Source organism: Paenisporosarcina cavernae (assembly GCF_003595195.1).
Taxonomy (GTDB): domain Bacteria; phylum Bacillota; class Bacilli; order Bacillales_A; family Planococcaceae; genus Paenisporosarcina; species Paenisporosarcina cavernae.
Window position 1 is genome coordinate 2369381 of sequence record NZ_CP032418.1, and the last position, 24164, is coordinate 2393544.

The 24164-nt window shown below is 43.5% G+C and carries 27 protein-coding genes, 7 tRNA genes and 3 rRNA genes; 5 read left to right on the forward strand and 32 right to left on the reverse strand.

Annotated elements, in window-relative coordinates; genetic code table 11:
• Window positions 1-13: 13 nt before the first annotated feature.
• The 10 genes from D3873_RS12305 to D3873_RS12350 all read right to left on the reverse strand — a co-directional run bounded on the left by D3873_RS12305 (window position 14) and on the right by D3873_RS12350 (window position 5720).
• A tRNA-Lys gene (locus tag D3873_RS12305) sits at window positions 14-86 on the reverse strand.
• Between the two features lie 10 nt (window positions 87-96).
• Window positions 97-171 (reverse strand) — tRNA-Gln (locus D3873_RS12310).
• 6 nt (window positions 172-177) lie between these two features.
• Window positions 178-261, reverse strand: a tRNA-Tyr gene (locus D3873_RS12315).
• Window positions 262-278: 17 nt separating this feature from the next.
• Window positions 279-354: transfer RNA gene (locus D3873_RS12320), tRNA-Val, on the reverse strand.
• Between the two features lie 17 nt (window positions 355-371).
• Window positions 372-446: transfer RNA gene (locus tag D3873_RS12325), tRNA-Glu, on the reverse strand.
• Window positions 447-465: 19 nt separating this feature from the next.
• Window positions 466-538: transfer RNA gene (locus D3873_RS12330), tRNA-Thr, on the reverse strand.
• A gap of 8 nt (window positions 539-546) precedes the next feature.
• Window positions 547-621: transfer RNA gene (locus D3873_RS12335), tRNA-Asn, on the reverse strand.
• 49 nt (window positions 622-670) lie between these two features.
• Window positions 671-786, reverse strand: a 5S ribosomal RNA gene (gene rrf, locus D3873_RS12340).
• Between the two features lie 145 nt (window positions 787-931).
• Window positions 932-3864 (reverse strand): 23S ribosomal RNA (locus tag D3873_RS12345).
• Between the two features lie 302 nt (window positions 3865-4166).
• Window positions 4167-5720, reverse strand: a 16S ribosomal RNA gene (locus tag D3873_RS12350).
• Together the 16S, 23S and 5S rRNA genes with 7 tRNA genes alongside form the textbook arrangement of a ribosomal RNA operon.
• A gap of 265 nt (window positions 5721-5985) precedes the next feature.
• Between D3873_RS12350 and D3873_RS12355 the strand changes: the two genes are divergently transcribed.
• Window positions 5986-6633, forward strand: a complete 648-nt coding sequence (locus tag D3873_RS12355) for a polysaccharide deacetylase family protein (RefSeq protein ID WP_119884289.1) — start codon at window positions 5986-5988, stop codon at window positions 6631-6633.
• A 44-nt stretch (window positions 6634-6677) separates the two neighbouring features.
• On the opposite strand, the gene D3873_RS12360 is transcribed toward D3873_RS12355, so the two are convergent.
• Window positions 6678-7346 carry a KinB-signaling pathway activation protein gene (locus D3873_RS12360; RefSeq protein ID WP_119884290.1) on the reverse strand — a complete coding sequence of 223 codons (669 nt, stop codon included), beginning with the start codon at window positions 7344-7346 and terminating at the stop codon, window positions 6678-6680.
• Window positions 7347-7487: 141 nt separating this feature from the next.
• Between D3873_RS12360 and gerD the strand changes: the two genes are divergently transcribed.
• The gene (gene gerD / locus D3873_RS12365) at window positions 7488-8078 is read left to right on the forward strand and encodes a spore germination lipoprotein GerD (RefSeq protein ID WP_119884291.1); all 591 of its coding nucleotides are present in this window, start codon (window positions 7488-7490) and stop codon (window positions 8076-8078) included.
• Between the two features lie 42 nt (window positions 8079-8120).
• Here the strand turns inward: gerD and D3873_RS12370 are convergent, their stop codons facing one another.
• The 3 genes from D3873_RS12370 to D3873_RS12380 form a co-directional block, all read right to left on the reverse strand.
• Window positions 8121-9176, reverse strand: coding sequence for a P-loop NTPase (locus tag D3873_RS12370; RefSeq protein WP_119884292.1), 1056 nt, complete (start codon window positions 9174-9176; stop codon window positions 8121-8123).
• 63 nt (window positions 9177-9239) lie between these two features.
• Window positions 9240-9950: an N-acetylmuramoyl-L-alanine amidase gene (locus D3873_RS12375; protein ID WP_119884293.1), complete on the reverse strand. Its 711-nt coding sequence runs from the start codon at window positions 9948-9950 to the stop codon at window positions 9240-9242.
• A gap of 48 nt (window positions 9951-9998) precedes the next feature.
• Complete coding sequence (locus tag D3873_RS12380) at window positions 9999-10694, reverse strand: DUF421 domain-containing protein (RefSeq protein ID WP_119884294.1); 696 nt, start codon at window positions 10692-10694, stop codon at window positions 9999-10001.
• A 76-nt stretch (window positions 10695-10770) separates the two neighbouring features.
• On the opposite strand from D3873_RS12380, the gene D3873_RS12385 reads away from it, so the two are divergent.
• From D3873_RS12385 to D3873_RS12390, 3 genes are all read left to right on the forward strand, one after another.
• Window positions 10771-11052: a hypothetical protein gene (locus D3873_RS12385; protein ID WP_119884295.1), complete on the forward strand. Its 282-nt coding sequence runs from the start codon at window positions 10771-10773 to the stop codon at window positions 11050-11052.
• A 4-nt stretch (window positions 11053-11056) separates the two neighbouring features.
• Window positions 11057-11185: a hypothetical protein gene (locus D3873_RS13660; protein WP_274379954.1), complete on the forward strand. Its 129-nt coding sequence runs from the start codon at window positions 11057-11059 to the stop codon at window positions 11183-11185.
• Window positions 11186-11581: 396 nt separating this feature from the next.
• The gene (locus tag D3873_RS12390) at window positions 11582-12811 is read left to right on the forward strand and encodes an IS110 family RNA-guided transposase (protein ID WP_119882530.1); all 1230 of its coding nucleotides are present in this window, start codon (window positions 11582-11584) and stop codon (window positions 12809-12811) included.
• Window positions 12812-12985: 174 nt separating this feature from the next.
• Here D3873_RS12390 and rpsI read toward each other — a convergent pair whose 3' ends face one another.
• The 18 genes from rpsI to rplR all read right to left on the reverse strand — a co-directional run bounded on the left by rpsI (window position 12986) and on the right by rplR (window position 24153).
• Window positions 12986-13378, reverse strand: coding sequence for a 30S ribosomal protein S9 (rpsI, locus tag D3873_RS12395; RefSeq protein ID WP_119884296.1), 393 nt, complete (start codon window positions 13376-13378; stop codon window positions 12986-12988).
• Window positions 13379-13397: 19 nt separating this feature from the next.
• Window positions 13398-13835 (reverse strand): 50S ribosomal protein L13, encoded by a 438-nt coding sequence (gene rplM, locus D3873_RS12400; protein ID WP_119884297.1) that lies wholly within the window; start codon window positions 13833-13835, stop codon window positions 13398-13400.
• Between the two features lie 170 nt (window positions 13836-14005).
• Complete coding sequence (gene truA, locus D3873_RS12405) at window positions 14006-14746, reverse strand: tRNA pseudouridine(38-40) synthase TruA (RefSeq protein WP_119884298.1); 741 nt, start codon at window positions 14744-14746, stop codon at window positions 14006-14008.
• Between the two features lie 21 nt (window positions 14747-14767).
• Window positions 14768-15565 (reverse strand): energy-coupling factor transporter transmembrane component T family protein, encoded by a 798-nt coding sequence (locus tag D3873_RS12410; protein ID WP_119884299.1) that lies wholly within the window; start codon window positions 15563-15565, stop codon window positions 14768-14770.
• Window positions 15565-16434 carry an energy-coupling factor ABC transporter ATP-binding protein gene (locus D3873_RS12415; RefSeq protein WP_119884300.1) on the reverse strand — a complete coding sequence of 290 codons (870 nt, stop codon included), beginning with the start codon at window positions 16432-16434 and terminating at the stop codon, window positions 15565-15567. The genes D3873_RS12410 and D3873_RS12415 overlap by 1 nt, the downstream gene beginning before the upstream one ends.
• Window positions 16410-17252, reverse strand: a complete 843-nt coding sequence (locus D3873_RS12420) for an energy-coupling factor ABC transporter ATP-binding protein (protein ID WP_119884301.1) — start codon at window positions 17250-17252, stop codon at window positions 16410-16412. Before D3873_RS12420 ends, D3873_RS12415 begins: the two co-directional genes overlap by 25 nt.
• 274 nt (window positions 17253-17526) lie before the next feature.
• The gene (gene rplQ / locus D3873_RS12425; RefSeq protein ID WP_119884302.1) at window positions 17527-17907 is read right to left on the reverse strand and encodes a 50S ribosomal protein L17; all 381 of its coding nucleotides are present in this window, start codon (window positions 17905-17907) and stop codon (window positions 17527-17529) included.
• A gap of 50 nt (window positions 17908-17957) precedes the next feature.
• Window positions 17958-18902, reverse strand: coding sequence for a DNA-directed RNA polymerase subunit alpha (locus D3873_RS12430; RefSeq protein ID WP_119884303.1), 945 nt, complete (start codon window positions 18900-18902; stop codon window positions 17958-17960).
• A gap of 149 nt (window positions 18903-19051) precedes the next feature.
• Entirely contained in the window at window positions 19052-19441 is a 390-nt protein-coding gene (rpsK, locus tag D3873_RS12435) for a 30S ribosomal protein S11 (RefSeq protein WP_119884304.1), read from the reverse strand.
• Between the two features lie 25 nt (window positions 19442-19466).
• Window positions 19467-19832: a 30S ribosomal protein S13 gene (gene rpsM / locus D3873_RS12440; RefSeq protein ID WP_119884305.1), complete on the reverse strand. Its 366-nt coding sequence runs from the start codon at window positions 19830-19832 to the stop codon at window positions 19467-19469.
• Window positions 19833-19855: 23 nt separating this feature from the next.
• Window positions 19856-19969 carry a 50S ribosomal protein L36 gene (gene rpmJ / locus D3873_RS12445; RefSeq protein ID WP_000868344.1) on the reverse strand — a complete coding sequence of 38 codons (114 nt, stop codon included), beginning with the start codon at window positions 19967-19969 and terminating at the stop codon, window positions 19856-19858.
• 37 nt (window positions 19970-20006) lie between these two features.
• Window positions 20007-20225, reverse strand: a complete 219-nt coding sequence (gene infA / locus D3873_RS12450; RefSeq protein ID WP_016429904.1) for a translation initiation factor IF-1 — start codon at window positions 20223-20225, stop codon at window positions 20007-20009.
• 370 nt (window positions 20226-20595) lie between these two features.
• A complete protein-coding gene (locus D3873_RS12455; RefSeq protein ID WP_119884306.1) occupies window positions 20596-21249 on the reverse strand; it encodes an adenylate kinase in 654 nt (217 codons plus the stop codon).
• Window positions 21250-21311: 62 nt separating this feature from the next.
• On the reverse strand, window positions 21312-22604 hold the full coding sequence (secY, locus tag D3873_RS12460) for a preprotein translocase subunit SecY (protein ID WP_119884307.1): 1293 nt from the start codon (window positions 22602-22604) through the stop codon (window positions 21312-21314).
• Window positions 22604-23044, reverse strand: a complete 441-nt coding sequence (rplO, locus tag D3873_RS12465) for a 50S ribosomal protein L15 (protein WP_119884308.1) — start codon at window positions 23042-23044, stop codon at window positions 22604-22606. The genes secY and rplO overlap by 1 nt, the downstream gene beginning before the upstream one ends.
• Before the next feature lie 33 nt (window positions 23045-23077).
• The gene (gene rpmD, locus D3873_RS12470) at window positions 23078-23260 is read right to left on the reverse strand and encodes a 50S ribosomal protein L30 (protein WP_119884309.1); all 183 of its coding nucleotides are present in this window, start codon (window positions 23258-23260) and stop codon (window positions 23078-23080) included.
• A gap of 14 nt (window positions 23261-23274) precedes the next feature.
• Entirely contained in the window at window positions 23275-23775 is a 501-nt protein-coding gene (gene rpsE / locus D3873_RS12475; RefSeq protein WP_119884310.1) for a 30S ribosomal protein S5, read from the reverse strand.
• 21 nt (window positions 23776-23796) lie between these two features.
• Window positions 23797-24153, reverse strand: coding sequence for a 50S ribosomal protein L18 (gene rplR / locus D3873_RS12480; protein WP_119884311.1), 357 nt, complete (start codon window positions 24151-24153; stop codon window positions 23797-23799).
• Between the last annotated feature and the right edge of the window lie 11 nt (window positions 24154-24164).

The following is a 24164-nucleotide window of genomic DNA, read 5'->3' on the forward strand; positions in this document are numbered from 1 at the left end:
AATGAAATAAAAGTGAGCCATGAAGGACTCGAACCTTCGACCCTCTGATTAAAAGTCAGATGCTCTACCAACTGAGCTAATGGCTCAAAACAAAAATGGCTGGGGTACCTGGATTCGAACCAGGGCATGACGGAATCAAAATCCGTTGCCTTACCGCTTGGCTATACCCCAAAAAACTGGTGGAGGGGGGCGGATTCGAACCGCCGAACCCTAAGGAGCGGATTTACAGTCCGCCGCGTTTAGCCACTTCGCTACCCCTCCAAGAATTTCAAGAAAGATGGTGGAGGATGACGGGATCGAACCGCCGACCCCCTGCTTGTAAGGCAGGTGCTCTCCCAGCTGAGCTAATCCTCCAAAATATGAAACTGTAATGGTGACCCCTACGGGATTCGAACCCGTGTTACCGCCGTGAAAGGGCGGTGTCTTAACCGCTTGACCAAGGGGCCATGATAAAATGAACTACAAAGCTTCCAACCGGGTTCGAACCGGTGACCTCTTCCTTACCATGGAAGCACTCTACCTGCTGAGCTATGGAAGCAAGATAAGTGGCTCCGAAGGCAGGATTCGAACCTGCGACCAACCGGTTAACAGCCGGTTGCTCTACCACTGAGCTACTTCGGAATAATAAAAGAACTCATATGTAGCATCGTGATTTTGGCTAAAATAAATAGCCCAGCGACGTCCTACTCTCACAGGGGGAAACCCCCAACTACCATCGGCGCTAAAGAGCTTAACTTCCGTGTTCGGTATGGGAACGGGTGTGACCTCTTTGCCATTATCACTGGACTATTGACTGAAACACTACAATTATAACAATAATACATAGTATTTCAATGAATTTATGAAATTAGAGTGTTTGTTCACTCAAAACTGGATAAACGTCATTGAAAGAACACGTTCGGTGGAAACGTCTTGCGACGTTCCACTCGTTTTGGTTAAGTCCTCGATCGATTAGTATTCGTCAGCTGCACGTGTCGCCACGCTTCCACCTCGAACCTATCTACCTCATCGTCTTTGAGGGATCTTACTTACTTGCGTAATGGGAAATCTCATCTTGAGGGGGGCTTCATGCTTAGATGCTTTCAGCACTTATCCCGTCCACACATAGCTACCCAGCGATGCTCTTGGCAGAACAACTGGTACACCAGCGGTGTGTCCATCCCGGTCCTCTCGTACTAAGGACAGCTCCTCTCAAATTTCCTACGCCCACGACGGATAGGGACCGAACTGTCTCACGACGTTCTGAACCCAGCTCGCGTACCGCTTTAATGGGCGAACAGCCCAACCCTTGGGACCGACTACAGCCCCAGGATGCGATGAGCCGACATCGAGGTGCCAAACCTCCCCGTCGATGTGGACTCTTGGGGGAGATAAGCCTGTTATCCCCGGGGTAGCTTTTATCCGTTGAGCGATGGCCCTTCCATGCGGAACCACCGGATCACTAAGCCCGTCTTTCGACCCTGCTCGACTTGTAGGTCTCGCAGTCAAGCTCCCTTCTGCCTTTACACTCTACGAATGATTTCCAACCATTCTGAGGGAACCTTTGGGCGCCTCCGTTACACTTTAGGAGGCGACCGCCCCAGTCAAACTGCCCGCCTGACACTGTCTCCTACCCGGCTTACGGGTATGGGTTAGAAGTTCAATACAACCAGGGTAGTATCCCACCGACGCCTCCTCCGAAGCTGGCGCTCCGGGCTCTTAGGCTCCTACCTATCCTGTACAAGTTGTACCAAAATTCCATATCAGGCTACAGTAAAGCTCCACGGGGTCTTTCCGTCCTGTCGCGGGTAACCTGCATCTTCACAGGTACTATAATTTCACCGAGTCTCTCGTTGAGACAGTGCCCAGATCGTTACGCCTTTCGTGCGGGTCGGAACTTACCCGACAAGGAATTTCGCTACCTTAGGACCGTTATAGTTACGGCCGCCGTTTACTGGGGCTTCAATTCGCACCTTCGCTTGCGCTAAGCACTCCTCTTAACCTTCCAGCACCGGGCAGGCGTCAGCCCCTATACGTCACCTTACGGTTTTGCAGAGACCTGTGTTTTTGCTAAACAGTCGCCTGGGCCTATTCACTGCGGCTCTCTCGGGCTTTAACACCCTAATAGAGCACCCCTTCTCCCGAAGTTACGGGGTCATTTTGCCGAGTTCCTTAACGAGAGTTCTCTCGATCACCTTAGGATTCTCTCCTCGACTACCTGTGTCGGTTTGCGGTACGGGCACCTCCCGCCTCGTTAGAGGCTTTTCTTGGCAGTGTGAAATCAGGAACTCCAGACCAAGTGGTCCTTGTCATCACAGCTCAATGTTATAGGAACGGGATTTGCCTCATTCCACATCTCACTGCTTGAACGTGCACAACCAACGGCACGCTTACCCTATCCTACTGCGTCCCCCCATTACTCAAACGGCGGGGAGGTGGTACAGGAATATCAACCTGTTGTCCATCGTCTACGCCTATCGGCCTCGACTTAGGTCCCGACTAACCCTGAGCGGACGAGCCTTCCTCAGGAAACCTTAGTCATTCGGTGGACGGGATTCTCACCCGTCTTTCGCTACTCATACCGGCATTCTCACTTCTAAGCGCTCCACCAGTCCTTCCGGTCTAGCTTCAACGCCCTTAGAACGCTCTCCTACCACTGACACCTACGGTGTCAATCCACAGCTTCGGTGAATTGTTTAGCCCCGATACATTTTCGGCGCAGCGTCACTCGACCAGTGAGCTATTACGCACTCTTTAAATGATGGCTGCTTCTAAGCCAACATCCTGGTTGTCTAAGCAACGCCACATCCTTTTCCACTTAACAATTACTTGGGGACCTTAGCTGGTGGTCTGGGCTGTTTCCCTCTTGACTACGGATCTTATCACTCGCAGTCTGACTCCCAAACATAAATCTCTGGCATTCGGAGTTTGTCTGAATTCGGTAACCCGGGATGGGCCCCTAGTCCAAACAGTGCTCTACCTCCAGGATTCTCACGTTTGAGGCTAGCCCTAAAGCTATTTCGGAGAGAACCAGCTATCTCCAGGTTCGATTGGAATTTCTCCGCTACCCACACCTCATCCCCGCATTTTTCAACATGCGTGGGTTCGGGCCTCCAGTAAGTGTTACCTTACCTTCACCCTGGACATGGGTAGATCACCTGGTTTCGGGTCTACAACTACGTACTCATTCGCCCTATTCAGACTCGCTTTCGCTACGGCTCCGCCTTCTCAGCTTAACCTTGCACGCAATCGTAACTCGCCGGTTCATTCTACAAAAGGCACGCTATCACCCATTAACGGGCTCTAACTACTTGTAGGCACACGGTTTCAGGATCTTTTTCACTCCCCTTCCGGGGTGCTTTTCACCTTTCCCTCACGGTACTGGTTCACTATCGGTCACTAGGGAGTATTTAGCCTTGGGAGATGGTCCTCCCGGATTCCGACGGAATTTCACGTGTTCCGCCGTACTCAGGATCCACTCAGGAGAGAACGAACTTTCGACTACAGGGCTGTTACCTTGTTTCGCGGACCTTTCCAGATCGCTTCGCCTACCCCGTTCTTTTGTAACTCCGTATTGAGTGTCCTACAACCCCAAGAGGCAAGCCTCTTGGTTTGGGCTCTTCCCGTTTCGCTCGCCGCTACTCAGGGAATCGATTTTTCTTTCTCTTCCTCCAGGTACTTAGATGTTTCAGTTCCCTGGGTGTGCCTCGATTACGCTATGAATTCACGTAAACGTACTGCTCGATTAAAAACAGTGGGTTTCCCCATTCGGAAATCCCCGGATCAATGCTTACTTACAGCTCCCCGAGGCATATCGGTGTTCGTACCGTCCTTCTTCGGCTCCTAGTGCCAAGGCATTCACCGTGCGCCCTTATTAACTTAACCGTTAATAAGCCTTGCATGGAAACAGTTCAAAACTGTTTACCTTGAATCTTACTTACAATGTGTTGCTTTCAATGTCGTTTTATCCAGTTTTCAAGGAACAAGTTTGAAGTTTTCACTGTCTAGCTCACTCGGCAGTCCGCAACCTCTTTTCCCTACTCCCTCGTCATCAAGATGACGCAGTCGCAGGTCCAAAGTGGTAGTCGGCCTATCATGCCTCATTCCGCTTTTCTTGTGAACCTTCAAAACTGAACGCAAAACGTTAACCGATGAACCGAAGGTTCATCTTCCGTAATTATCCTTAGAAAGGAGGTGATCCAGCCGCACCTTCCGATACGGCTACCTTGTTACGACTTCACCCCAATCATCTGTCCCACCTTCGGCGGCTGGCTCCAAAAGGTTACCTCACCGACTTCGGGTGTTACAAACTCTCGTGGTGTGACGGGCGGTGTGTACAAGGCCCGGGAACGTATTCACCGCGGCATGCTGATCCGCGATTACTAGCGATTCCGGCTTCATGTAGGCGAGTTGCAGCCTACAATCCGAACTGAGAACGGTTTTATGGGATTAGCTCCCCCTCGCGGGTTCGCAACCCTTTGTACCGTCCATTGTAGCACGTGTGTAGCCCAGGTCATAAGGGGCATGATGATTTGACGTCATCCCCACCTTCCTCCGGTTTGTCACCGGCAGTCACCTTAGAGTGCCCAACTAAATGCTGGCAACTAAGATCAAGGGTTGCGCTCGTTGCGGGACTTAACCCAACATCTCACGACACGAGCTGACGACAACCATGCACCACCTGTCACCACTGTCCCCGAAGGGAAAAGCATATCTCTATGCCGGTCAGTGGGATGTCAAGACCTGGTAAGGTTCTTCGCGTTGCTTCGAATTAAACCACATGCTCCACCGCTTGTGCGGGCCCCCGTCAATTCCTTTGAGTTTCAGCCTTGCGGCCGTACTCCCCAGGCGGAGTGCTTAATGCGTTAGCTGCAGCACTAAGGGGCGGAAACCCCCTAACACTTAGCACTCATCGTTTACGGCGTGGACTACCAGGGTATCTAATCCTGTTTGCTCCCCACGCTTTCGCGCCTCAGCGTCAGTTACAGACCAGAAAGCCGCCTTCGCCACTGGTGTTCCTCCACATCTCTACGCATTTCACCGCTACACGTGGAATTCCGCTTTCCTCTTCTGCACTCAAGTCCTCCAGTTTCCAATGACCCTCCACGGTTGAGCCGTGGGCTTTCACATCAGACTTAAAGGACCGCCTGCGCGCGCTTTACGCCCAATAATTCCGGACAACGCTTGCCACCTACGTATTACCGCGGCTGCTGGCACGTAGTTAGCCGTGGCTTTCTAATGAGGTACCGTCATAGTAAGGACAGTTACTCCCCTACCTGTTCTTCCCTCACAACAGAGTTTTACGATCCGAAAACCTTCTTCACTCACGCGGCGTTGCTCCATCAGACTTTCGTCCATTGTGGAAGATTCCCTACTGCTGCCTCCCGTAGGAGTCTGGGCCGTGTCTCAGTCCCAGTGTGGCCGATCACCCTCTCAGGTCGGCTACGCATCGTCGCCTTGGTAGGCCGTTACCCTACCAACTAGCTAATGCGCCGCGGGCCCATCCTGTAGTGACAGCCGAAACCGTCTTTCAACTTCAAATCATGAAATCCGAAGGATTATTCGGTATTAGCCCCGGTTTCCCGGAGTTATCCCAATCTACAGGGCAGGTTGCCCACGTGTTACTCACCCGTCCGCCGCTAAAATCAGAAGAAGCAAGCTTCTTCTTCTTTCCGCTCGACTTGCATGTATTAGGCACGCCGCCAGCGTTCGTCCTGAGCCAGGATCAAACTCTCCATCATAGAGAGCATGATTGCTCATGCTGTTTGCTGGCATCTTAATGATGTCCATTTAAAAGGAACATTGCTGTTCCAGTTTTGTTTGTGGTTCCGACGGAGGTCGGTTACCGACAAACTGTTATAGTTAACGTTTTGCTGTTCAGTTTTCAAGGTTCATGGTGCCGCTCGTTTTGGCGACTTTTGTATCTTACCATCTATAAATCATGAATGTCAACACAGTTTCATAAATTTATGTTGAAAAAGATTTTTTAGATGAGGAGCTGACTTTTTGAAGAAACTAATTTTGCTCGCTCTTGCCATATTTTTGCTTCTTGTTTGGAGTGAAAATAGAAAACAAACACTCCTACCTACATATCAAATCGTCCAAGAACCAATTGAATTAACAGCAGGTGAAGTAGGCTATTCGTTAACAGTAGATGTGTCTTTCGGGGATAACGATATTGAAAAATGGATCGGAACAATGAATAAACCCTATCCTCTTCTATTCTTGGATCTCGCGTGGATCGAACGATCTCCTGAAATCATCCATCTCATTCAAGAGAAAAAAATACCAGTAGGTTTATTAGGCGAAAAAGCAGAGGACTATGAAGAAGTCGACACTTTATTACCAAAACAACTAAAAGAATTTACTTCCCTATTTGGGGAAGCACCACTTTACTTTCGAACGCGAGATGGCGCATTCTCCGAAACGTTATTGCAGCAATGCTGGAAAGCAAAAGTAAATGCGATTGGCGCATCTAAACGCTGGAATACAACCTTCACGAAATTAAAAGAAGGGGATATTCTCCAAGTTCCGCTTCACCAAAAAAATCGTATTCCTTGGGAAGAACTGAAAATAATCCAGCAAACATACACCTTTCAAACCGTCGAAGAAACGATACTGGGCATGAATGTTACCACAAAAAGTTATCCTTAAATTGAAAACACCATTTCTTCTACGTTCGAAGAAATGGTGTTTGCTTATTTTTGCGTTTCTGCTCGAAGACGTTTTCGTTCTTCTAAGCGAATGCGATCCGCTTCTGATTTTGCATTGTACTTTGGAAGTTTAAGTAATTGATACGCATTAACCGCCAGTAATGGGAATAATAATAATGTCACCCAGCTGTCGATATTGTTTTCTCGTACCATTAATGCCGGTAGCCATTCGAGCGTTGTCACGACAATCATAAAAAATAGTGCCGAGATAAATGCTTGTTTGTTTGTCCATTTCGCTTTAAAGTAGGCGGTAATGAACGCGGTTATTAACAGTACAGCCAATAAGAATAGATAAAGCACTAGCTGATTGTTTGTTTCCGCACTTGGCATAAATCGGAAAAAGACTAAGTCAAAAATTACTAGGGCAATGATAACAACTTGTACCCAATTCCATAATCGAAGCGTTCGGAAAATGCCGACGCCAAATTGATGAACGGTTAAATAGGCAAAGAATCCCATTTGCGCAACTACACTCATCGTAAATCCAACAATGATCATCCATACTAATGCAGCTAAAAATTCTCCGTACTCTCCGTTTTGTATATACGGAGCAAACGCATCATTCCAGCGAATAAATAATCCAAATATGCCGGTGATTGCACCACCGATTAGTAATGATTTAAAGAAAAATATAATCCAATTTCGTATCGTCACACTGACAATCTCCTTTTCGCTATTCCTTTCGCTATTGTAACAATGCCGTATAAAAAAATCTATGTAGCCTTCCTGAAAATACATAATATTGCCGTTTTTTGTGAACAATAATTGAAAAGACACAGATTGAGGCGAATGCTTATGAAATGGTTCATCCCGCTCGTATTTCTTTTATTCCTCAGTGGATGTCAGCAAGCGGAAAGCAAACCGAGTTACGAAGAAACGAAAAAAATGGTGTTAGATACACTTCAAACAGAAGATGGTAAAGAAACGATGCGGAAAATTTTGTCAGATCCCGCGTTTAAAGAGATGCTGGTGCTGGAAGATTCGGTCGTCAAAGAATCGATCGAGAAAAATATTTGGTCAGAGGATGCGAAGAAATTTTGGAAAACGACTTTTGAAGACCCGCTTTTTACAGAGACCTTCGCTAAAAGTCTTGAATCTCAACAGAAAGATGTTCTTAAACAGTTGATGAAAGATCCGAGCTACCAAGAGGAGTGGCAAACTTTTTTATCTGATCCGGCAATGAAAGAAGAGTTAGCTTCCGTTTTTAAGCAAGGAGATATGCGGAAAGAATTGCAAAAAATCGTAGAAGATGTAATCCAAAATCCACTTATGCAATCGAAGTGGCAGGAACTCATCTTACAGTCTTCTCAACCAACCGAATCTGCTCCACCTTCAAAACAAGCTAACCAAAACAATTCCACTACTTCAAAACCTTCTGCTCAATAAGAAAATCCCCACGCGCATATTCATCACGTGGGGATTTTGCTGTTATCCTAATTTCGCAATCACTTTGTTTGCGATATCGCGGTAGATTCCTCCTGTATTATGCATTGCACCGTAAACAGATGGTGCAAAGTCTTGTTCATTCCAATCTGGTTGTCCTAAAGGAATTTGACCTAACAAGTCTGTACGAAGTTCTTCAGCAAGCTTCGGTCCGCCACCTTTTCCAAAGACGTACTCTTTCTCGCCAGATGTTTTCGATTCAAACCATGCCATATTTTCAATGACTCCGATTACTTCATGGTCCGTTTGCAGCGCCATAGCTCCAGCTCGTGCTGCTACGAATGCGGCCGTTGGATGAGGTGTTGTGACGACAATTTCTTTTGATGCGGGTAGCATTTGATGAATATCAAGTGCTACATCTCCTGTACCTGGTGGCAAATCAAGCAGTAAATAATCTAGTTCTCCCCACTCAACATCTTTAAAGAATTGATCTAACACTTTTCCAAGCATCGGCCCACGCCATACAACCGGCGCATTATCTTCTACAAAGAATCCCATTGAAATAACTTTCACGCCAAAACGCTCTACTGGAATAATTCGCGTTCCTTCAATTTTCGGTCCTTGCGCAATTCCCATCATATCAGGCACACTAAAACCATAAATATCCGCGTCAATGAGTCCTACTTTTTTTCCTAGTCGAGCGAGAGCGACAGCTAAATTGACCGATACTGTCGATTTCCCTACGCCACCTTTACCTGACGCGATGGAAATGAACTTCACTTTATTCATCGGAGAAAGAAGATCTTGCGCTTCTGATTCTGAAGCTTTTCCTCGGAACTGTTCTAGCACTTCAGGAGGATGTTCTTCAAAACGAATCCCTACAGATGCTGCCCCTGCGTTTTTTAACACTTCTACCACTTTCATCTGTAGTTGCATTTGTTCTGCGGTGTTTGTTTTTGCAATCGCAATTTTCACACTCACATGATTTTTATCTTCTTTAATCGATATTTCTTTCAACGCCTTTGTTTCTTCTAACGTTCTATGTAAAAATGGATCTTCTAATGATCCAACTAGCTCTTTTACTTGTTGTTCATTTACCAACTGAAACACTCCTTTATATGCGACTAACGTCCTCTAGTATACCATACAAGGAGTGCTCGTTTGTTAAAAGCGTTTTGACTCGACGTAGTTTTCTATTCCTCTCGCAATTGCCTCCGCCATTTTCTCCTGGTACTCTCTTTGCACTAAGAGCGCACGTTCTTCGTCATTGCTAATGAAACCCGTTTCCACTAACACAGCAGGCACTTCCGCTTTTTTTAATAAATACACTTGCTTAATCGCCAATGCCTCTCGATCGGTATTTTCCATCTCTGCCCGAATCGCAGCTTGAATCGATTTAGCAACATCACCGCTTCTCGCATCTCCTTCTTTGTGATAGAAAACTTGTGCCCCACGCCATTTGGATTGAGGAACAGCATTCACATGGACACTTACAAATAGCGTCGCCTTTTGTTCCTTCACCATCTCAGAGCGAAGTCGTAGATCGGCTAACTTGCGCGCACGTACTCTCGTCTCTTCTGCGTTCCCTTTTTCGGATAATGCATCTCCTTCTGTAGTACGGGTCATGACGACCTTTGCACCGCGATCTTCCAATTCTTTTTGGAGTGCTTTTCCAAGGGCTAAATTAATATCTTTTTCAATCACTTCCCCGTGTGATGCCCCACCATCCATACCACCATGCCCAGGGTCTAAGACAATCACTTGGTCTCCTAGAGCGTCAGGCAAGAAAAAACTTCGATCCGATGCTTGTGTTTCGTAAATAGTAAAAAGAGCGCACAACACAAATAGAGTTCCAATCGCGATATATTTCTTCATTCCGCATATCCCCACCTTTACCCCCATTTTACGCACGAGGGAAGCGGACTATGATTGCTTGACGTCCGTTTTTTTATCGACATATAGTGTTCCATCTTCTTGCCACTGGACGAGAAATACATCGTCTAAATTTTTGTATCCACTATCTTTCAATTGTTTTTCAATCGTTTTTTGAGCAACCCCAATTTCATGGCATGCATCTGTCATCCAATTTCCATCGATGAAGACTGCAGCAGGTATTTTCTTCGGTGTTTTTTTCGCGACACCTAAATCACTCTTTGTTGGGTTTTTCGCCTCTTCTGTTTTCATAATACTTAACTGCCCGTTCGTTTCTAATACTGCATACGCTACTTCTTGGAATGAAAAGACCCCTTGCAAACGAAGAAGCATTAGCAAATCCTCTACTGGCAGCCGTTTCTTTTTCAAGACATTCTCTTGAATCTTACCTCGTTTAATCACTATAGAGGGCTCATCATCAACCCATTTTTTTAACTTCAACGATTTCAATGAAATAAGACTCACACCAACACTTAGAACTGTCCACCACACAAGCGAAGTCATTCCGTTCCAAAACGGCGTTTCAGATTGTCCAGCCATTTCCGCCGCAATCGATCCAATCGTAATCCCCGTGATGTAATTAAAAAATGTCAATTGACTAACTTGCTCTTTCCCCATTAGCCGAGCAAGCAACAACAGCACAAAAAAAGTAGCCGTCGTGCGCAAAATCATTTCCATAAAAATCATGTAAATTCACCTCAACCACCATCTTTTCCTAACCACGTATAATCTATTCGCATACGCTAGGAAAGGGGGGAGTAACTTGAGTTCAAATCGAAACCATTGGCAAAACTGCACGATTCAAGATCTTTTTCGCGGAAAAGACTTGGACATTATTGCCGCTTCCCTTCTTTTACTCGGAAAATTAAAAGTAGATTCAATTGAAGTTTACCGAGATGCACCAGAAGTTACTGTGAGTCTCGTCGGGAATTTTAAAACAAAGACATCCAAAAATACAATGGATCTTGCTTCCTTCATTGCCAGTCACGGAGATATGTCGTTAGACGAAATCATTCAAGCTTTTCAACAATCAAATAAGGGGTGAGAAAATGAGCGAAGAGGTAGATGGCATCAAGATTAATAACACGCTTTTACTTGTCATATTGCTCTTACTGCTAGTCTTTGGGGCACCAGCCACCGATGCAACATTATCTTCCGTTAACAATATGGCTACTTAGGAAGGCATCTCTGGTGGGATAGAGTGTTTTGAAATTAATGGCTCATCACATGTTTTTCGTGTGTCTTAACAGGACCTTTCTAAGAAGGAACGTTTTGCCCATGCATAACAAACCTTTCCGTAATTACACGTTACCAAATACGTTCTACGCCAATAAAACATACTAAGATTAGTAGCACGAACCAAGGCATTGGTTTGTGCTACTATTTTTCAATTATAGTAGAGGTGAAGTCTAAGCCGAGGGAGTTTTAGGGTCTTGAATCCGTCACAAAAACCGGCTACCTTCACCTACCTTATCTAAGTCAGGTTTAAGTATGTTGGATCCTTTGAGATCGTGTATAAGAAATGAGATTTGGTAAGGAAGGGTGGAGCTTCAATATTAGAATGGAGGGAGAATATGAAACATGTCATTGCTTTAGATGTCAGTATGGGAAAGAGTTACGTTGTACTGTACAATGCTTTGAAGAAATGCGAGAAGGAAATGGAACTAATTCACAACAGACCGTCGTTTAATCAACTTGCGGTCCTCATCAATGACTTAACTGACGGTTATGGTGAACAGCCTCATATCGTTTTTGAGGCAACGGGTGTGTATTCAAGACCTGTGGAGCGTTTTATGCGAGACCATGGTTTTACGTATTGTCTACTAAATCCTTTAGAAGCGAAATTACAGGGCGATTCATTGCGTATGCATAAAACAGATCGCGGTGATGCCCACCAGTTGGCACTCACACATTTTACAAATCTACGGCGTCAGAAAACAGAATCTCATGACATCTATCATCAATTGAATCAGCTATCGAGACATTATGATGAGTTAGAGGACGAGCTATCAGTTGTCCGTAATCGTTTACACAAAACGCTTCAAGAAACTTTTCCTGAAATCGAGTCCGTTTTTACAAGTAAATCGGGCCAATTCTTAAATGTTGTGCAACTATTTCCTCATCCAGATTTTCTTCTCATGCATTCAAAGACCGTTATTAAAAACCGATTGATTGCGAACACGGAGAAAAGAATTTCGAGCAAAAAAGCAGAAGAAAAAGCGATTCAATTGTTAGAAGTCGCAAATAATTCCTATCCTGCGGCTCACGCAACAGACGTTGCTTGTGATCATGCTCGTATCTATGCAAGGCGATTTCAAGAATTGCTTTATCAAAAAGATGCATGTATTCAACAGATGGTATCCATGTCTGAACCACTAGAAGAATTTCATATTCTGAAGAGTATCCCGTCGATTGGAGACAATACAGCAGTACGAATCATCGGTGAAATAGGCGATATCCGACGATTTACTACGCACAAGCAAGTGAATGCCTATTGTGGAATAGACATTCGGCGTTATCAATCTGGGAAATTCCTCGCAAAAGATAAGATTAATAAACGTGGAAACGCCCATTTGAGACGTTTGCTCTATATTGTCATTTCAAACATGATTAAATCACAGCGACTCTCACCAAATCATGTAGTGGATTACTACTACAAATTAAAAAAGCAACCAAATAACAAATGTCATAAGGTTGCCGTTGTCGCCTGCATGAACAGACTTTTAAAAACTATTTATTTTTTAATAACTCAAAACAAACTGTACGATTATGGATTAGCCCCCGATATCGTAGTACCTAAATAATAACATACACAAAGTCCTTTTGAAAATGATAATCAGAAGGTTTATTTAGTATGTCTTTCATTTTGTAAGTTCAAAATTGAAACAATTCGAAGAAAGAGTTTAAAGAAAATCATTGACTAATCGTAAGAAAAAACTCCCAAGCTCGAGAGCTTGAGAGTTTGTATAATCCGAAGTTTAACGTTTTGAGAACTGAGGTGCACGACGCGCGCCTTTAAGACCGTATTTTTTACGCTCTTTCATACGAGGGTCACGAGTTAATAGTCCTGCTGATTTTAATGCTGGACGGAAATCTGGGTCTACTTGAAGTAGTGCACGAGCAACACCATGACGGATTGCTCCAGCTTGACCAGTGTATCCACCACCGTTAACATTCACGTGAATGTCGTAGCTTCCAACTGTTTCAGTTGCTACTAATGGTTGTTTGATGATTTCGCGTAAAGTTGCGAATGGTACGTAATCTTCTACGTCACGTTTGTTGATAACAATTTTTCCTTCGCCCGGTACTAAACGTACACGTGCTACAGAGCTTTTACGGCGACCAGTGCCGATATATTGAACTTGTGCCAAAGTAGTATCCTCCTCTTAATTATCCGCGAAGCTCGTAAGCTTCTGGTTTTTGTGCAGCATGTGGGTGTTCTGCTCCAGCGTAAACGTTAAGTTTCGTGAACATTTGACGACCTAAAGAGTTTTTAGGAAGCATCCCTTTGATTGCTAGTTCTAACATTTTTGTTGGGTAGTTCGTACGCATTTGTAATGCAGTACGTTGTTTTAATCCACCAGCGAATTGTGTATGACGGTAGTAGATTTTGTCTGATAATTTTTTACCAGTTAAGTGAATTTTTTCAGCGTTGATGATGATTACGTGATCACCAGTGTCAACGTTTGGTGTAAATGTTGGTTTGTTTTTACCACGTAAGATGGCAGCTACTTCAGAAGCTAAACGACCAAGTGTTTGGCCTTCTGCGTCTACTACTAACCATTTACGCTCTACTTCGTGACCTTTAGCCATGAATGTTGTACGCATGTATGTTGTCCTCCTAATTTCGATATATCATCGTTCAAAAAATTTTCTCTATCCTCATCAACAAGATTCGGGGCTTATCGTGGGAGTATTGAAAATACCATCTGTTATCATATAACGTCCAGCTACATAAGTCAAGGCTTTTTCGCAAAACACCTGGAAGCGTGTACTACCTACTCGTAGAACACTTTCTCGAGATAAAGACCATGCGCAGGTGCCGTTTTAGCGGATTTTTTCCGATCTTTTGCGTGCAAGATTTCCTTCACTTCATCTACAGCTCGTCTTCCTGTTCCCACTTCCCACAATAAACCCGCGATAATGCGGACCATATTATAGAGGAAGCCGTCACCTTGAATCACCATATGCAGCTCTTCATTCACCAAAACGAACGTAATCGATTCAATCGTACGAACTTTGTCTTTTACCGATGTATTCGCTGCACAAAAACTACTGAAGTCATGCGTTCCAATAAGTGAAGACGCTCCTTCTTTCATCAACTCAATGGAAGGTGTTCCAATCCCATGGACTGCATAATTGCGATGGAAAGGTTGTTGAATTTTCGCGATATCCCATTTGTAGCGATAGCGTTTTCCTGTCGTATCAAAACGAGCATGAAACGTGTCGTGCACGGTTTCTGCTTCCAATACTCGGATGTCTGTGGGTAATTGGCTATTTAACGCACGTATCCACCGTTCTGCAGGAAGAACAAGCGTTGTATCAAAGTGAATCACTTGTCCGCTTGCATGCACGCCTGCGTCCGTCCTACCGCTCGCAACAACTCGAATGGGTGTGCAACTATGCATGCGAGATAATACATTTTCTATTTCTTCTTGAACCGTTCGTCCGTTTGGCTGGATTTGATAGCCGACAAAGTCAGTTCCGTCATATGAAATTGTCATTTTCCATCTAGTCATGCGAGCATTACTCCTTTTTCATCACGAGCGAAACAGAAAAAGTACGATCGCAAGTACTACAAGAAAGGCAAGAGCCATCGTATCAGCAAATCTCCAGTCCAACTTGCGATAGCGACTTCTTCCTTCCCCGCCACGATAGCCTCGGACTTCCATCGCAATCGCCAAGTCTTCTGCACGTTTAAATGCACTAACAAATAACGGAATGAGTAAAGGTACTACTGCTTTTAGCCGCGCCTTTACTGGCCCACTTGTCATATCGGAGCCACGTGCCATTTGCGCTTTCATAATTTTGCTCGTTTCGTCCATCAATGTTGGAATAAATCGCAAGGAAATCGACATCATCAATGCTAGTTCATGCACCGGCAGTTTCCAACGCTTAAGTGGGTGTAGCAATAATTCAATACCATCTGTAATGGATATAGGAGAAGTTGTCAGTGTTAAGATCGTTGTCACAACGACTAACAAGAAAAATCGGATAGAGATAAATATCCCTTGTCGTAATCCTTCTTCATAAATGGTAATGAATCGATATGAAAAGAGAACGTCTCCTCCTTTTGTGAAAAATAAATGCAAGAAGAACGTAAATAACACAAGAAAGACTACTGGTTTTAAACCGTTCAATAAAAAGTATGGTCGTATTTTTGATAAACCAACAAAAGCTGCAACGGTAATTACTAATAGCCCGTAAGTGATGGCGTTATTGGCAATAAACACAATCGCGATAAAGAAAAATACAAATAGTATTTTCGCTCTCGCATCCATGCGGTGCACCAACGTATTACCTGGAATATACCGTCCAAAAATCATGGACTCTAACATTATTCTTCACCTTCCTTTGCGAAGCGTGAAGCAATTACTTTAGCTAATTCTTGTTCTGTTTTCGGGTACCCTTCTAGTGAAACGCCAAGTCTTTGTTCAAGAATACGTTTGAATTCCATCACGTGCGGCATACGAAGGGAATAGTTTGCCAGTGCTGTTTCATTTGTTAACACATCCGTCGTTTCCCCAGTTAACACACTTTTCCCACGGTACATAATAGTCACTTCATCTGCGTAGCGCCATGCATCCTCCATCGAATGCGTTACCAAAATTGTCGTTAACTCTTCACGTAAATGAAGTGCCGCGAATAACTCCATCATATCATTTCTTCCTCGTGGATCTAGTCCTGCCGTGGGCTCATCTAGAATAAGAACAGAGGGTTTCATGGCCAACACGCCTGCAATTGCGACGCGACGCATTTGTCCGCCCGATAAATCAAATGGTGATTTTTCTAAAAATGTCTCATCCAAACCAACAAGGGAAATATATTCTTTCGCTCGACTTTTTGCTTCTGCTTCTGACACCCCAAAATTCATCGGACCAAACATGATATCTTTCTCCACTGTTTCTTCAAATAACTGCTGTTCCGGAAATTGAAACACAATGCCAATGTGCTTACGCATCTCTACGAGGTTTTTTGTTTTCTTTCCAGCAATCATCATTCGATCGCCTACACGTACTTGTCCTTCACTCGGTTTTAACAACCCGTTCATTAACTGTAGCAACGTCGATTTCCCGGACCCCGTATGCCCAATGACTGCATGATACGAGCCACTTTTTATCCTTACGTTTACATCCATAAGTGCTCGTTTTTCAAATGGAGTTCCTTTTGAGTAGGAGAAGCCTACTTGTTTGAATACAATTTCCATAGTTCATTCACCAACTCTTCGTCTGACGTAACTGCAACAGGAAGAGTAATTTCTTCATCTCGCAGTAAATGATGCATCTTCAGTGGAAACGGCAAATCTAAACCGAGTCGTTCAATCGTTGCCGCATCTTCGAAAACTTCCATGGGCTTACCTTCCATGTATTTCGCTCCTTGATTCATCAAAATTACGCGATCAGCGAGAAGTGCTTCCTCTAAATCGTGCGTAATGGAAACAACAGTCAAATTCGTTGTTTCTCTTAATTGCTGTAGGCTTTGGATCACTTCTTTTCTACCTTGAGGATCTAACATGGACGTCGCTTCATCCAATATAAGTAACTCTGGACGAAGGGCTAATGCACCAGCTATCGCCACGCGTTGTTTTTGACCACCAGACAAATGGTGTGGTTCTTGATCTAAAAATTCTTCCATTTTCACTTGCGTTAAAGAATCATGCACACGCTGAACCATCTCTTCAAATGGCACGCCATAGTTCTCTAAAGCAAATGCCACATCATCTTGTACGGTTGCACCGACAAATTGGTTGTCTGGGTTTTGAAAGACCATTCCCATTTTCGAACGGATTTCCCAAATGGTATCCTCCCCCATGTCCATGCCGAACATTCGCACCTTTCCTTCATTCGGAAACAGTAAACCATTCACCAATTTTGCTAATGTCGATTTTCCGGAGCCATTATGCCCCACTATTGCTACCCATTCTCCTTCATTTACGGTGAATGAAACATTTTGCACTGCGGGTTTTACGTTGTTCTCTGGATCATATGAAAATGTGACTTGTTGTAACTCAATTATGTGTTTCATATGGTCGCCTCCTGTCTCTGCTTTGCTCTGCTATTCTAGTTTACGATGAAATAAAAAAGCGCGCACCTCATTCAGAGTAATGCGCTCTTCTGTCTATGTGTCATATCAGGTTGCTCAGACCTAATATGTGAATGAGGTGCGTAGAGCTAGACGAGACGCCGCCATAATGGCTCGCTCATCGTAACGCTCAGCTTTTGAATTTTGTCGTATAAATGGTGTTCTATCTTTTAAAAAAAGAGGGAGGTGTAAACCTAACCCTCTTTCCATTTGTCGCTTAAACTAATTCAATCACTACTACTGGTGCACCGTCTCCACGACGAGGTCCCATTTTCATGATACGAGTGTATCCGCCTTGACGATCTGCATAACGAGGAGCTACATCATCAAATAACTTTTGCAAAGCAAAAACAGTTGATTCGTTTCCTTCTTCGTCAGTAGATGTTGCTAACTCACGACGAATGAATGTAGCTGCTTGACGACGTGCATGCAAATCTCCACGTTTACCTAAAGTGATCATTTTTTCTACAACAGAACGTAATTCCTTCGCACGTGCTTCAGTTGTTTGAAGACGCTCGTTGATGATTAGGTCAGTTGCTAAATCACGCAACATAGCTTTACGCTGAGAACTTGTACGTCCAAGTTTTCTGTAACCCATAGCTGTTTACCTCCTTTGTTGAATCGTTATTCCTTTATATCAAACATCGCTTAGTCTTCTTTGCGTAATCCTAAGCCTAAATCTTCTAACTTGAACTTCACTTCTTCTAAAGACTTACGTCCAAGGTTACGAACTTTCATCATGTCGTCTTCTGACTTGTTCGCTAACTCTAGTACCGTATTGATACCAGCACGCTTCAAGCAGTTATAAGAACGAACAGAAAGATCCAGCTCTTCAATTGTCATTTCCAAGACTTTTTCTTTTTGATCTTCTTCTTTTTCAACCATGATTTCAGCTGTACGAGCCTCATCTGTCATGCCAACGAAGATATTTAAATGCTCAGTTAAAATTTTCGCTCCAAGCGAAATCGCCTCTTTTGGACCGATGCTTCCATCTGTCCATACATCAAGTGTCAATTTATCGAAGTTCGTCATTTGACCAACACGAGTGTTTTCCACTTGAAAATTGACGCGTGAAACTGGAGTGTAAATAGAGTCGATTGGGATCACGCCAATTGGAAGATCCTCACGTTTGTTTTGATCAGCAGGAGTATAACCACGACCTCTAGATGCATATAAACGCATACGTAAGTGACCGTTTTTACCGATTGTTGCGATATATAGATCTGGATTTAAGATTTCTACGTCACTGTCATGAGTAATGTCAGCTGCTGTAATCTGTCCTTCACCTTTTACATCTATTTCGATGACTTTTTCTTCATCAGAATAGATTTTAAGTGCTAGTTTTTTCACATTCATAATGATAGAAGCTACGTCTTCCTCTACACCTTCAATAGTAGAGAATTCATGTAAAACGCCATCAATTTGAATAGAAGTAACCGCTGCACCTGGCAATGAAGATAGAAGAATACGACGTAAAGAATTTCCTAAAGTGTTTCCATATCCTCGCTCAAGTGGTTCTACAACAAATTTGCCGAATTTAGCATTTTCGCTGATCTCAACCGTTTCAATCTTTGGTTTTTCAATTTCGATCATTCCATTACCCTCCTTCAAAACATCGTTTGTATAGGTTCGCTTCATCCTAAAATCTTAGCTAACTAGTTGAATCTTATGTTGTAAAACTCAGTCTGTACAAGATGTGATGTTCTCAATCAATGAAACAACTATTTTATGAGAAGCACCTATTACACGCGACGACGTTTCGGTGGGCGGCAACCGTTATGTGGAACTGGAGTTACATCTTTAATTGCTGTAACGTCTAGACCAGCAGCTTGAAGTGCACGAATAGCAGCTTCACGACCAGCACCAGGACCTTTTACAGTTACTTCTAACGTTTTTAAACCATGCTCAACTGATGATTTCGCAGCAGTTTCAGCAGCCATTTGCGCAGCAAACGGAGTTGATTTACGAGAACCACGGAAACCTAATGCACCAGCACTAGACCAAGCAATCGCATTTCCTTGCATATCTGTAATCGTTACAATTGTGTTGTTAAATGTAGAGCGAATGTGTGCAATACCGGATTCGATATTCTTTTTCACACGACGCTTACGTGTTTGTTGTTTACGTGCCATGTTAAGAAGAAACCTCCTTTACCGATTATTTTTTCTTGTTCGCAACAGTTTTACGAGGACCTTTACGCGTACGCGCATTGTTCTTCGTATTTTGTCCACGAACAGGTAAACCACGACGGTGACGGATACCTCGGAATGAACCGATTTCCATCAATCGTTTAATGTTTAAAGATACTTCACGGCGAAGGTCACCTTCTACCTTGTAAGTACCAATTGCTTCACGGATTTTGTTTAACTCATCTTCAGTAAGATCGCGTACGCGAGTTTCTTCTGAAACACCAGCAGTAGCTAATACTTTCTGAGCTGTAGTTTTACCAATACCGTAAATGTACGTTAATGAAATAACAACGCGTTTGTCGCGTGGAATGTCAACACCAGCAATACGTGCCATGTGTGTCGTGCACCTCCTTCATTTTAGCCTTGTTTTTGTTTGTGTTTAGGATTTTCACAGATTACCATTACTTTACCGCGTCGGCGAATTACTTTACATTTTTCGCAGATCGGTTTCACAGATGGTCTCACTTTCATCTAACCTAACCTCCTTAATATTCCGGAGTGCAAAAGATTATTTAAAACGGTATGTGATACGACCGCGAGTTAAATCGTAAGGAGAAAGTTCAATTGTGACTTTATCTCCAGGTAAAATACGGATAAAATGCATGCGGATTTTTCCCGACACGTGAGCCAAAATTGTATGGCCATTTTCCAATTCTACCTTAAACATCGCGTTTGGCAAAGTCTCAACAACTGTTCCTTCGACTTCAATTACATCGTCTTTCGCCATCTACCCTGTCTCCCTTCTGTATAAAAAATCAGGTACCCATCATCAAATCAAACGAAATGAGCAGCAAGCATCGATCGCTCGAAGCCCCATACATCATATGTTTGGTTTGCATGAGAGATGTTGAAAGACACTCGTCAGGCTTCGCTTCTGGCAACCTACGGAGTAGACTGACCCGGGTGAACCTTGTCTCCCTCATGTAAACACGACCGCTCGGAATGCCTTGGATGAGTTCCACCATATCCGTTACACAGATGCTTCCACGAAACCCATTATACCAGTACAGAAAATAATTTTCTGCTCGTGTATAGCGGGCACAATATGCTTTTGCAGCTCTCGATTAAACGTTCGTTCACAAGCGTGCCGCTAGGATTTAGCTGCGTTTACTCTCTAAAAGAGCATTTAAATCAGCAAATACCTTATGAATGTCTTGCTGACCATTTATATTTGTCAGCACACCTTTTTGATTATAGTAATCAAGCAGTGGCTGGGTTTGCATCATATTTACTTCCAGACGGTTCGTGACCGTTTCTGGATTGTCGTCTGCTCGTTGGTACAACTCTCCACCATCTTTATCGCATACGCCTTCCTCTTTTGGAGGATTGAATACGAGATGGTAAGCAGTTCCACACACTTTACAAATTCGACGTCCAGTAAGGCGTTTCACAAGCTCGTCTTGCTCTACTTGAATATTTAAAACGTGTTCTACTTCACGGTTCATATCAGATAGAAGCTCATCTAGTGCTTCTGCTTGAGGAACCGTTCTTGGAAAACCGTCTAACAAAAATCCATTATCGCAATCTGATTTGCTTAAACGTTCACGGACAATACCAATCGTCACTTCATCAGGAACTAAAGCTCCTTGATCCATATACGATTTAGCTTTTAGGCCAAGTTCTGTGCCGTCTTTCATCGCTGCACGGAACATATCGCCTGTAGAAATATGAGGGATTTCGTACTTCTCAACAATTTTATCTGCTTGAGTACCTTTACCAGCACCAGGCAGACCCATCAAAACGATATTCATACGTTTTGCCCCCTGTTTCAAGTTTGTCGGGAAAGGAACGAAACGTTCCTTCGTGACCGACATTATTTCATGAAGCCTTTATAATGACGCTTCACTAATTGTGCTTCTAATTGTTTCATCGTTTCAAGTGCAACACCAACAACGATTAGTAAACTTGTCCCCCCGATTCGCGCAGAAGCTGGAAGACCAGCAAAGTTAACGAATAGGATCGGTAGGATCGAAATCACTGCAAGGAACAAAGCCCCAACAAATGTCAAACGATACAAGACAGTCGTTAAATAATCTTGCGTGTTTTTACCTGGACGAATTCCCGGAATGTACGCTCCTTGCTTTTTCAAATTGTCCGCTACTTGTTCTGGATTCACTTGAATGAATGCATAGAAGTAAGTGAACGCAATGATTAACGCAACGTAAATGAGCATACCTAAAGGTTTTGTATAATCAAACGTGTTTTGGATAAAATCCGTTACACTGTTTTGTCCAAAGAAAGTTGACAACGTTTGAGGTGTGATTAAAAATGCAACCGCGAAGATTACCGGAATAACTCCCGCAGCATTAACTTTTAACGGCAAGTGAGTTTGTTGCCCACCAGTTTTCTCACGACCAGCAACACGCTTCGCATATTGAATAGGAATTTTACGTAGTGCTTGTTGCACATAGATAACTCCTACTGTGATCGCAATAATCGCTAAAAGTAGTAATACCATAATCGCAATTTTGATGAATAAATCATCGCCCACATTCTCAAATTGTTGTGCATAAATTTGGTTTGCAACAGTAGGAATCGCAGCTACGATACCAGCGAAGATGATAATGGAAATACCATTACCTACCCCTTTGGCAGTAATTTGCTCTGATAACCATAAAAGGAAAGCAGTTCCTGCTGTTAATACAAGTGCAATCACGATATATGTCGAGATGCCATCTTCACGAATCAACGATCCACCATACATACGGTTAAAACCATAAGACATAGCAATCGCTTGAATGAACGCTAAGACGATTGTGAAGTAACGAGTGAACTGAGCAAGTTTACGTCTTCCGACTTCCCCTTGCTTTGCCCATTCTGTAAATTTCGGTACAACATCCATTTGCAATAATTGCACAATGATTGACGCTGTAATGTAAGGCATGATTCCCATTGCAAGAATGGAGAAGTTAGCCAATGCCCCACCACCGAAAGTATTTAAGAAACCAATCAAGCTAAATTGATCTTGAGCTTGTAACACTGCTGCATCCACATTCGGTACTGGAATGAATGTCCCAATACGGAAAACGATTAGCATCAATAGAGTAAAGATGATTTTATTTCGAATATCTCTCACGCGCATAAAGTTGGAGATTGTTTGAAACATTAAACCACCTCAGCTGTTCCGCCAGCATTCTCGATCGCTTCTTTAGCAGAAGCAGAGAATTTGTGTGCTTTCACAGTAAGCTTTTTGTCTAAAGATCCGTTACCTAGAATTTTGATACCAGATTTTTCACTGCTAACAATTCCAGATTCAATCAACAATTCAGGAGTTACTTCTACTCCTTCATCAAATCGACTAAGAACGTCTAAATTGACAATCGCATACTCTTTGCGGTTGATGTTTGTAAATCCACGTTTTGGTAAACGACGGTACAATGGGTTTTGACCGCCTTCAAATCCTGGACGAACACCTCCGCCAGAACGAGCGTTTTGACCTTTATGACCTTTACCTGCAGTTTTACCATTTCCAGTTCCGATTCCGCGTCCTTTACGTTTACGTACTGAACGTGAACCTTCTGAAGGTTTTAACTCATGGAGTTTCATTTGGGTGGCACCTCCTTATTGTTTAAATACGTATTAAAGTTCCTTTACAGAAACTAAGTGAGCTACTTTAGTGATCATGCCGCGAATTGCTTCGTTATCAGCATGTTCAACTGTTTGGTGCATTTTGCGTAAGCCTAATGCTTGAACAGTTTTGCGTTGAGCTGGCTTTCTGCCAATCACGCTTTTTGTGAGGGTAATTTCTAGTTTGTTAGCCATGTCATTTCCCTCCCTTAACCTAACAATTCTTCTACTGATTTACCGCGAAGTTTAGCTACTTCCTCTACGCGTTTTAATTCAGTTAGTCCGCTGATAGTTGCACGCACCATGTTGATAGGCGTGTTAGAACCAAGTGACTTAGAAAGAATGTCTGTAATTCCAGCTAACTCAAGAACCGCACGAACAGGTCCTCCAGCGATTACTCCAGTACCTGGAGCAGCAGGTTTTACTAGGATTTCACCAGCACCGAAACGTCCGATTACTAAGTGAGGTGTAGTACCTTTAACCATTGGTACTTCAATTAGGTTTTTCTTCGCATCTTCTACTGCTTTACGGATTGCATCTGGAACCTCTTGGGCTTTACCAGTACCAAATCCTACGTGGCCATTCTTGTCACCAACAACAACCAAAGCAGTGAAACGGAAACGACGTCCACCTTTTACAACTTTCGCTACGCGGTTAATCGTAACTACGCGTTCTTCAAGTTCAAGTTTGTTTGGATCAATGCGACGCATGAAATGTGTCCCTCCTTCTTCTTAAAATTCTAAGCCGTTTTCGCGAGCTGCTTCAGCCAAAGCTTTCACGCGGCCATGATATAAGTAACCACCACGGTCGAAGACAACAGATTTGATGTTCTTTTCCGCAGCACGTTTAGCGATTGCTTCACCAATTTTAGTTGCAGCTTCTACATTTCCAGCACCATCGAAATCTTTTTCCATAGTGTTTGCACTTGCTAATGTAGTACCAGCAACATCGTCGATTAATTGCGCATACAAGTGTTTGTTCGAACGGTATACGTTTAAGCGTGGACGCTCAGCAGTACCAGTGATTTTAGAACGAACGCGTGCATGACGCTTCTTACGAACCTGATTTTTATCTTGTTTCGTAATCACAGAGGTCACTC

Excerpts from the sequence above, each read along its gene's own strand:
- gerD (WP_119884291.1), top strand. The coding sequence starts at position 7,488 with ATGAAATGGTTCATCCCGCTCGTATTTCTTTTATTCCTCAGTGGATGT.
- D3873_RS12375 (WP_119884293.1), bottom strand. The coding sequence starts at position 9,950 with ATGAAGAAATATATCGCGATTGGAACTCTATTTGTGTTGTGCGCTCTT.
- D3873_RS12380 (WP_119884294.1), bottom strand. The coding sequence starts at position 10,694 with ATGATTTTTATGGAAATGATTTTGCGCACGACGGCTACTTTTTTTGTG.
- D3873_RS13660 (WP_274379954.1), top strand. The coding sequence starts at position 11,057 with ATGAGCGAAGAGGTAGATGGCATCAAGATTAATAACACGCTTTTACTT.
- D3873_RS12390 (WP_119882530.1), top strand. The coding sequence starts at position 11,582 with ATGAAACATGTCATTGCTTTAGATGTCAGTATGGGAAAGAGTTACGTT.
- rplM (WP_119884297.1), bottom strand. The coding sequence starts at position 13,835 with ATGCGTACAACATTCATGGCTAAAGGTCACGAAGTAGAGCGTAAATGG.
- truA (WP_119884298.1), bottom strand. The coding sequence starts at position 14,746 with ATGACTAGATGGAAAATGACAATTTCATATGACGGAACTGACTTTGTC.
- D3873_RS12410 (WP_119884299.1), bottom strand. The coding sequence starts at position 15,565 with ATGTTAGAGTCCATGATTTTTGGACGGTATATTCCAGGTAATACGTTG.
- D3873_RS12415 (WP_119884300.1), bottom strand. The coding sequence starts at position 16,434 with ATGGAAATTGTATTCAAACAAGTAGGCTTCTCCTACTCAAAAGGAACT.
- D3873_RS12420 (WP_119884301.1), bottom strand. The coding sequence starts at position 17,252 with ATGAAACACATAATTGAGTTACAACAAGTCACATTTTCATATGATCCA.
- rplQ (WP_119884302.1), bottom strand. The coding sequence starts at position 17,907 with ATGGGTTACAGAAAACTTGGACGTACAAGTTCTCAGCGTAAAGCTATG.
- D3873_RS12430 (WP_119884303.1), bottom strand. The coding sequence starts at position 18,902 with ATGATCGAAATTGAAAAACCAAAGATTGAAACGGTTGAGATCAGCGAA.
- rpsK (WP_119884304.1), bottom strand. The coding sequence starts at position 19,441 with ATGGCACGTAAACAACAAACACGTAAGCGTCGTGTGAAAAAGAATATC.
- rpsM (WP_119884305.1), bottom strand. The coding sequence starts at position 19,832 with ATGGCACGTATTGCTGGTGTTGACATTCCACGCGACAAACGCGTTGTT.
- rpmJ (WP_000868344.1), bottom strand. The coding sequence starts at position 19,969 with ATGAAAGTGAGACCATCTGTGAAACCGATCTGCGAAAAATGTAAAGTA.
- infA (WP_016429904.1), bottom strand. The coding sequence starts at position 20,225 with ATGGCGAAAGACGATGTAATTGAAGTCGAAGGAACAGTTGTTGAGACT.
- D3873_RS12455 (WP_119884306.1), bottom strand. The coding sequence starts at position 21,249 with ATGAATATCGTTTTGATGGGTCTGCCTGGTGCTGGTAAAGGTACTCAA.
- secY (WP_119884307.1), bottom strand. The coding sequence starts at position 22,604 with ATGTTTCAAACAATCTCCAACTTTATGCGCGTGAGAGATATTCGAAAT.
- rplO (WP_119884308.1), bottom strand. The coding sequence starts at position 23,044 with ATGAAACTCCATGAGTTAAAACCTTCAGAAGGTTCACGTTCAGTACGT.
- rpmD (WP_119884309.1), bottom strand. The coding sequence starts at position 23,260 with ATGGCTAACAAACTAGAAATTACCCTCACAAAAAGCGTGATTGGCAGA.
- rpsE (WP_119884310.1), bottom strand. The coding sequence starts at position 23,775 with ATGCGTCGCATTGATCCAAACAAACTTGAACTTGAAGAACGCGTAGTT.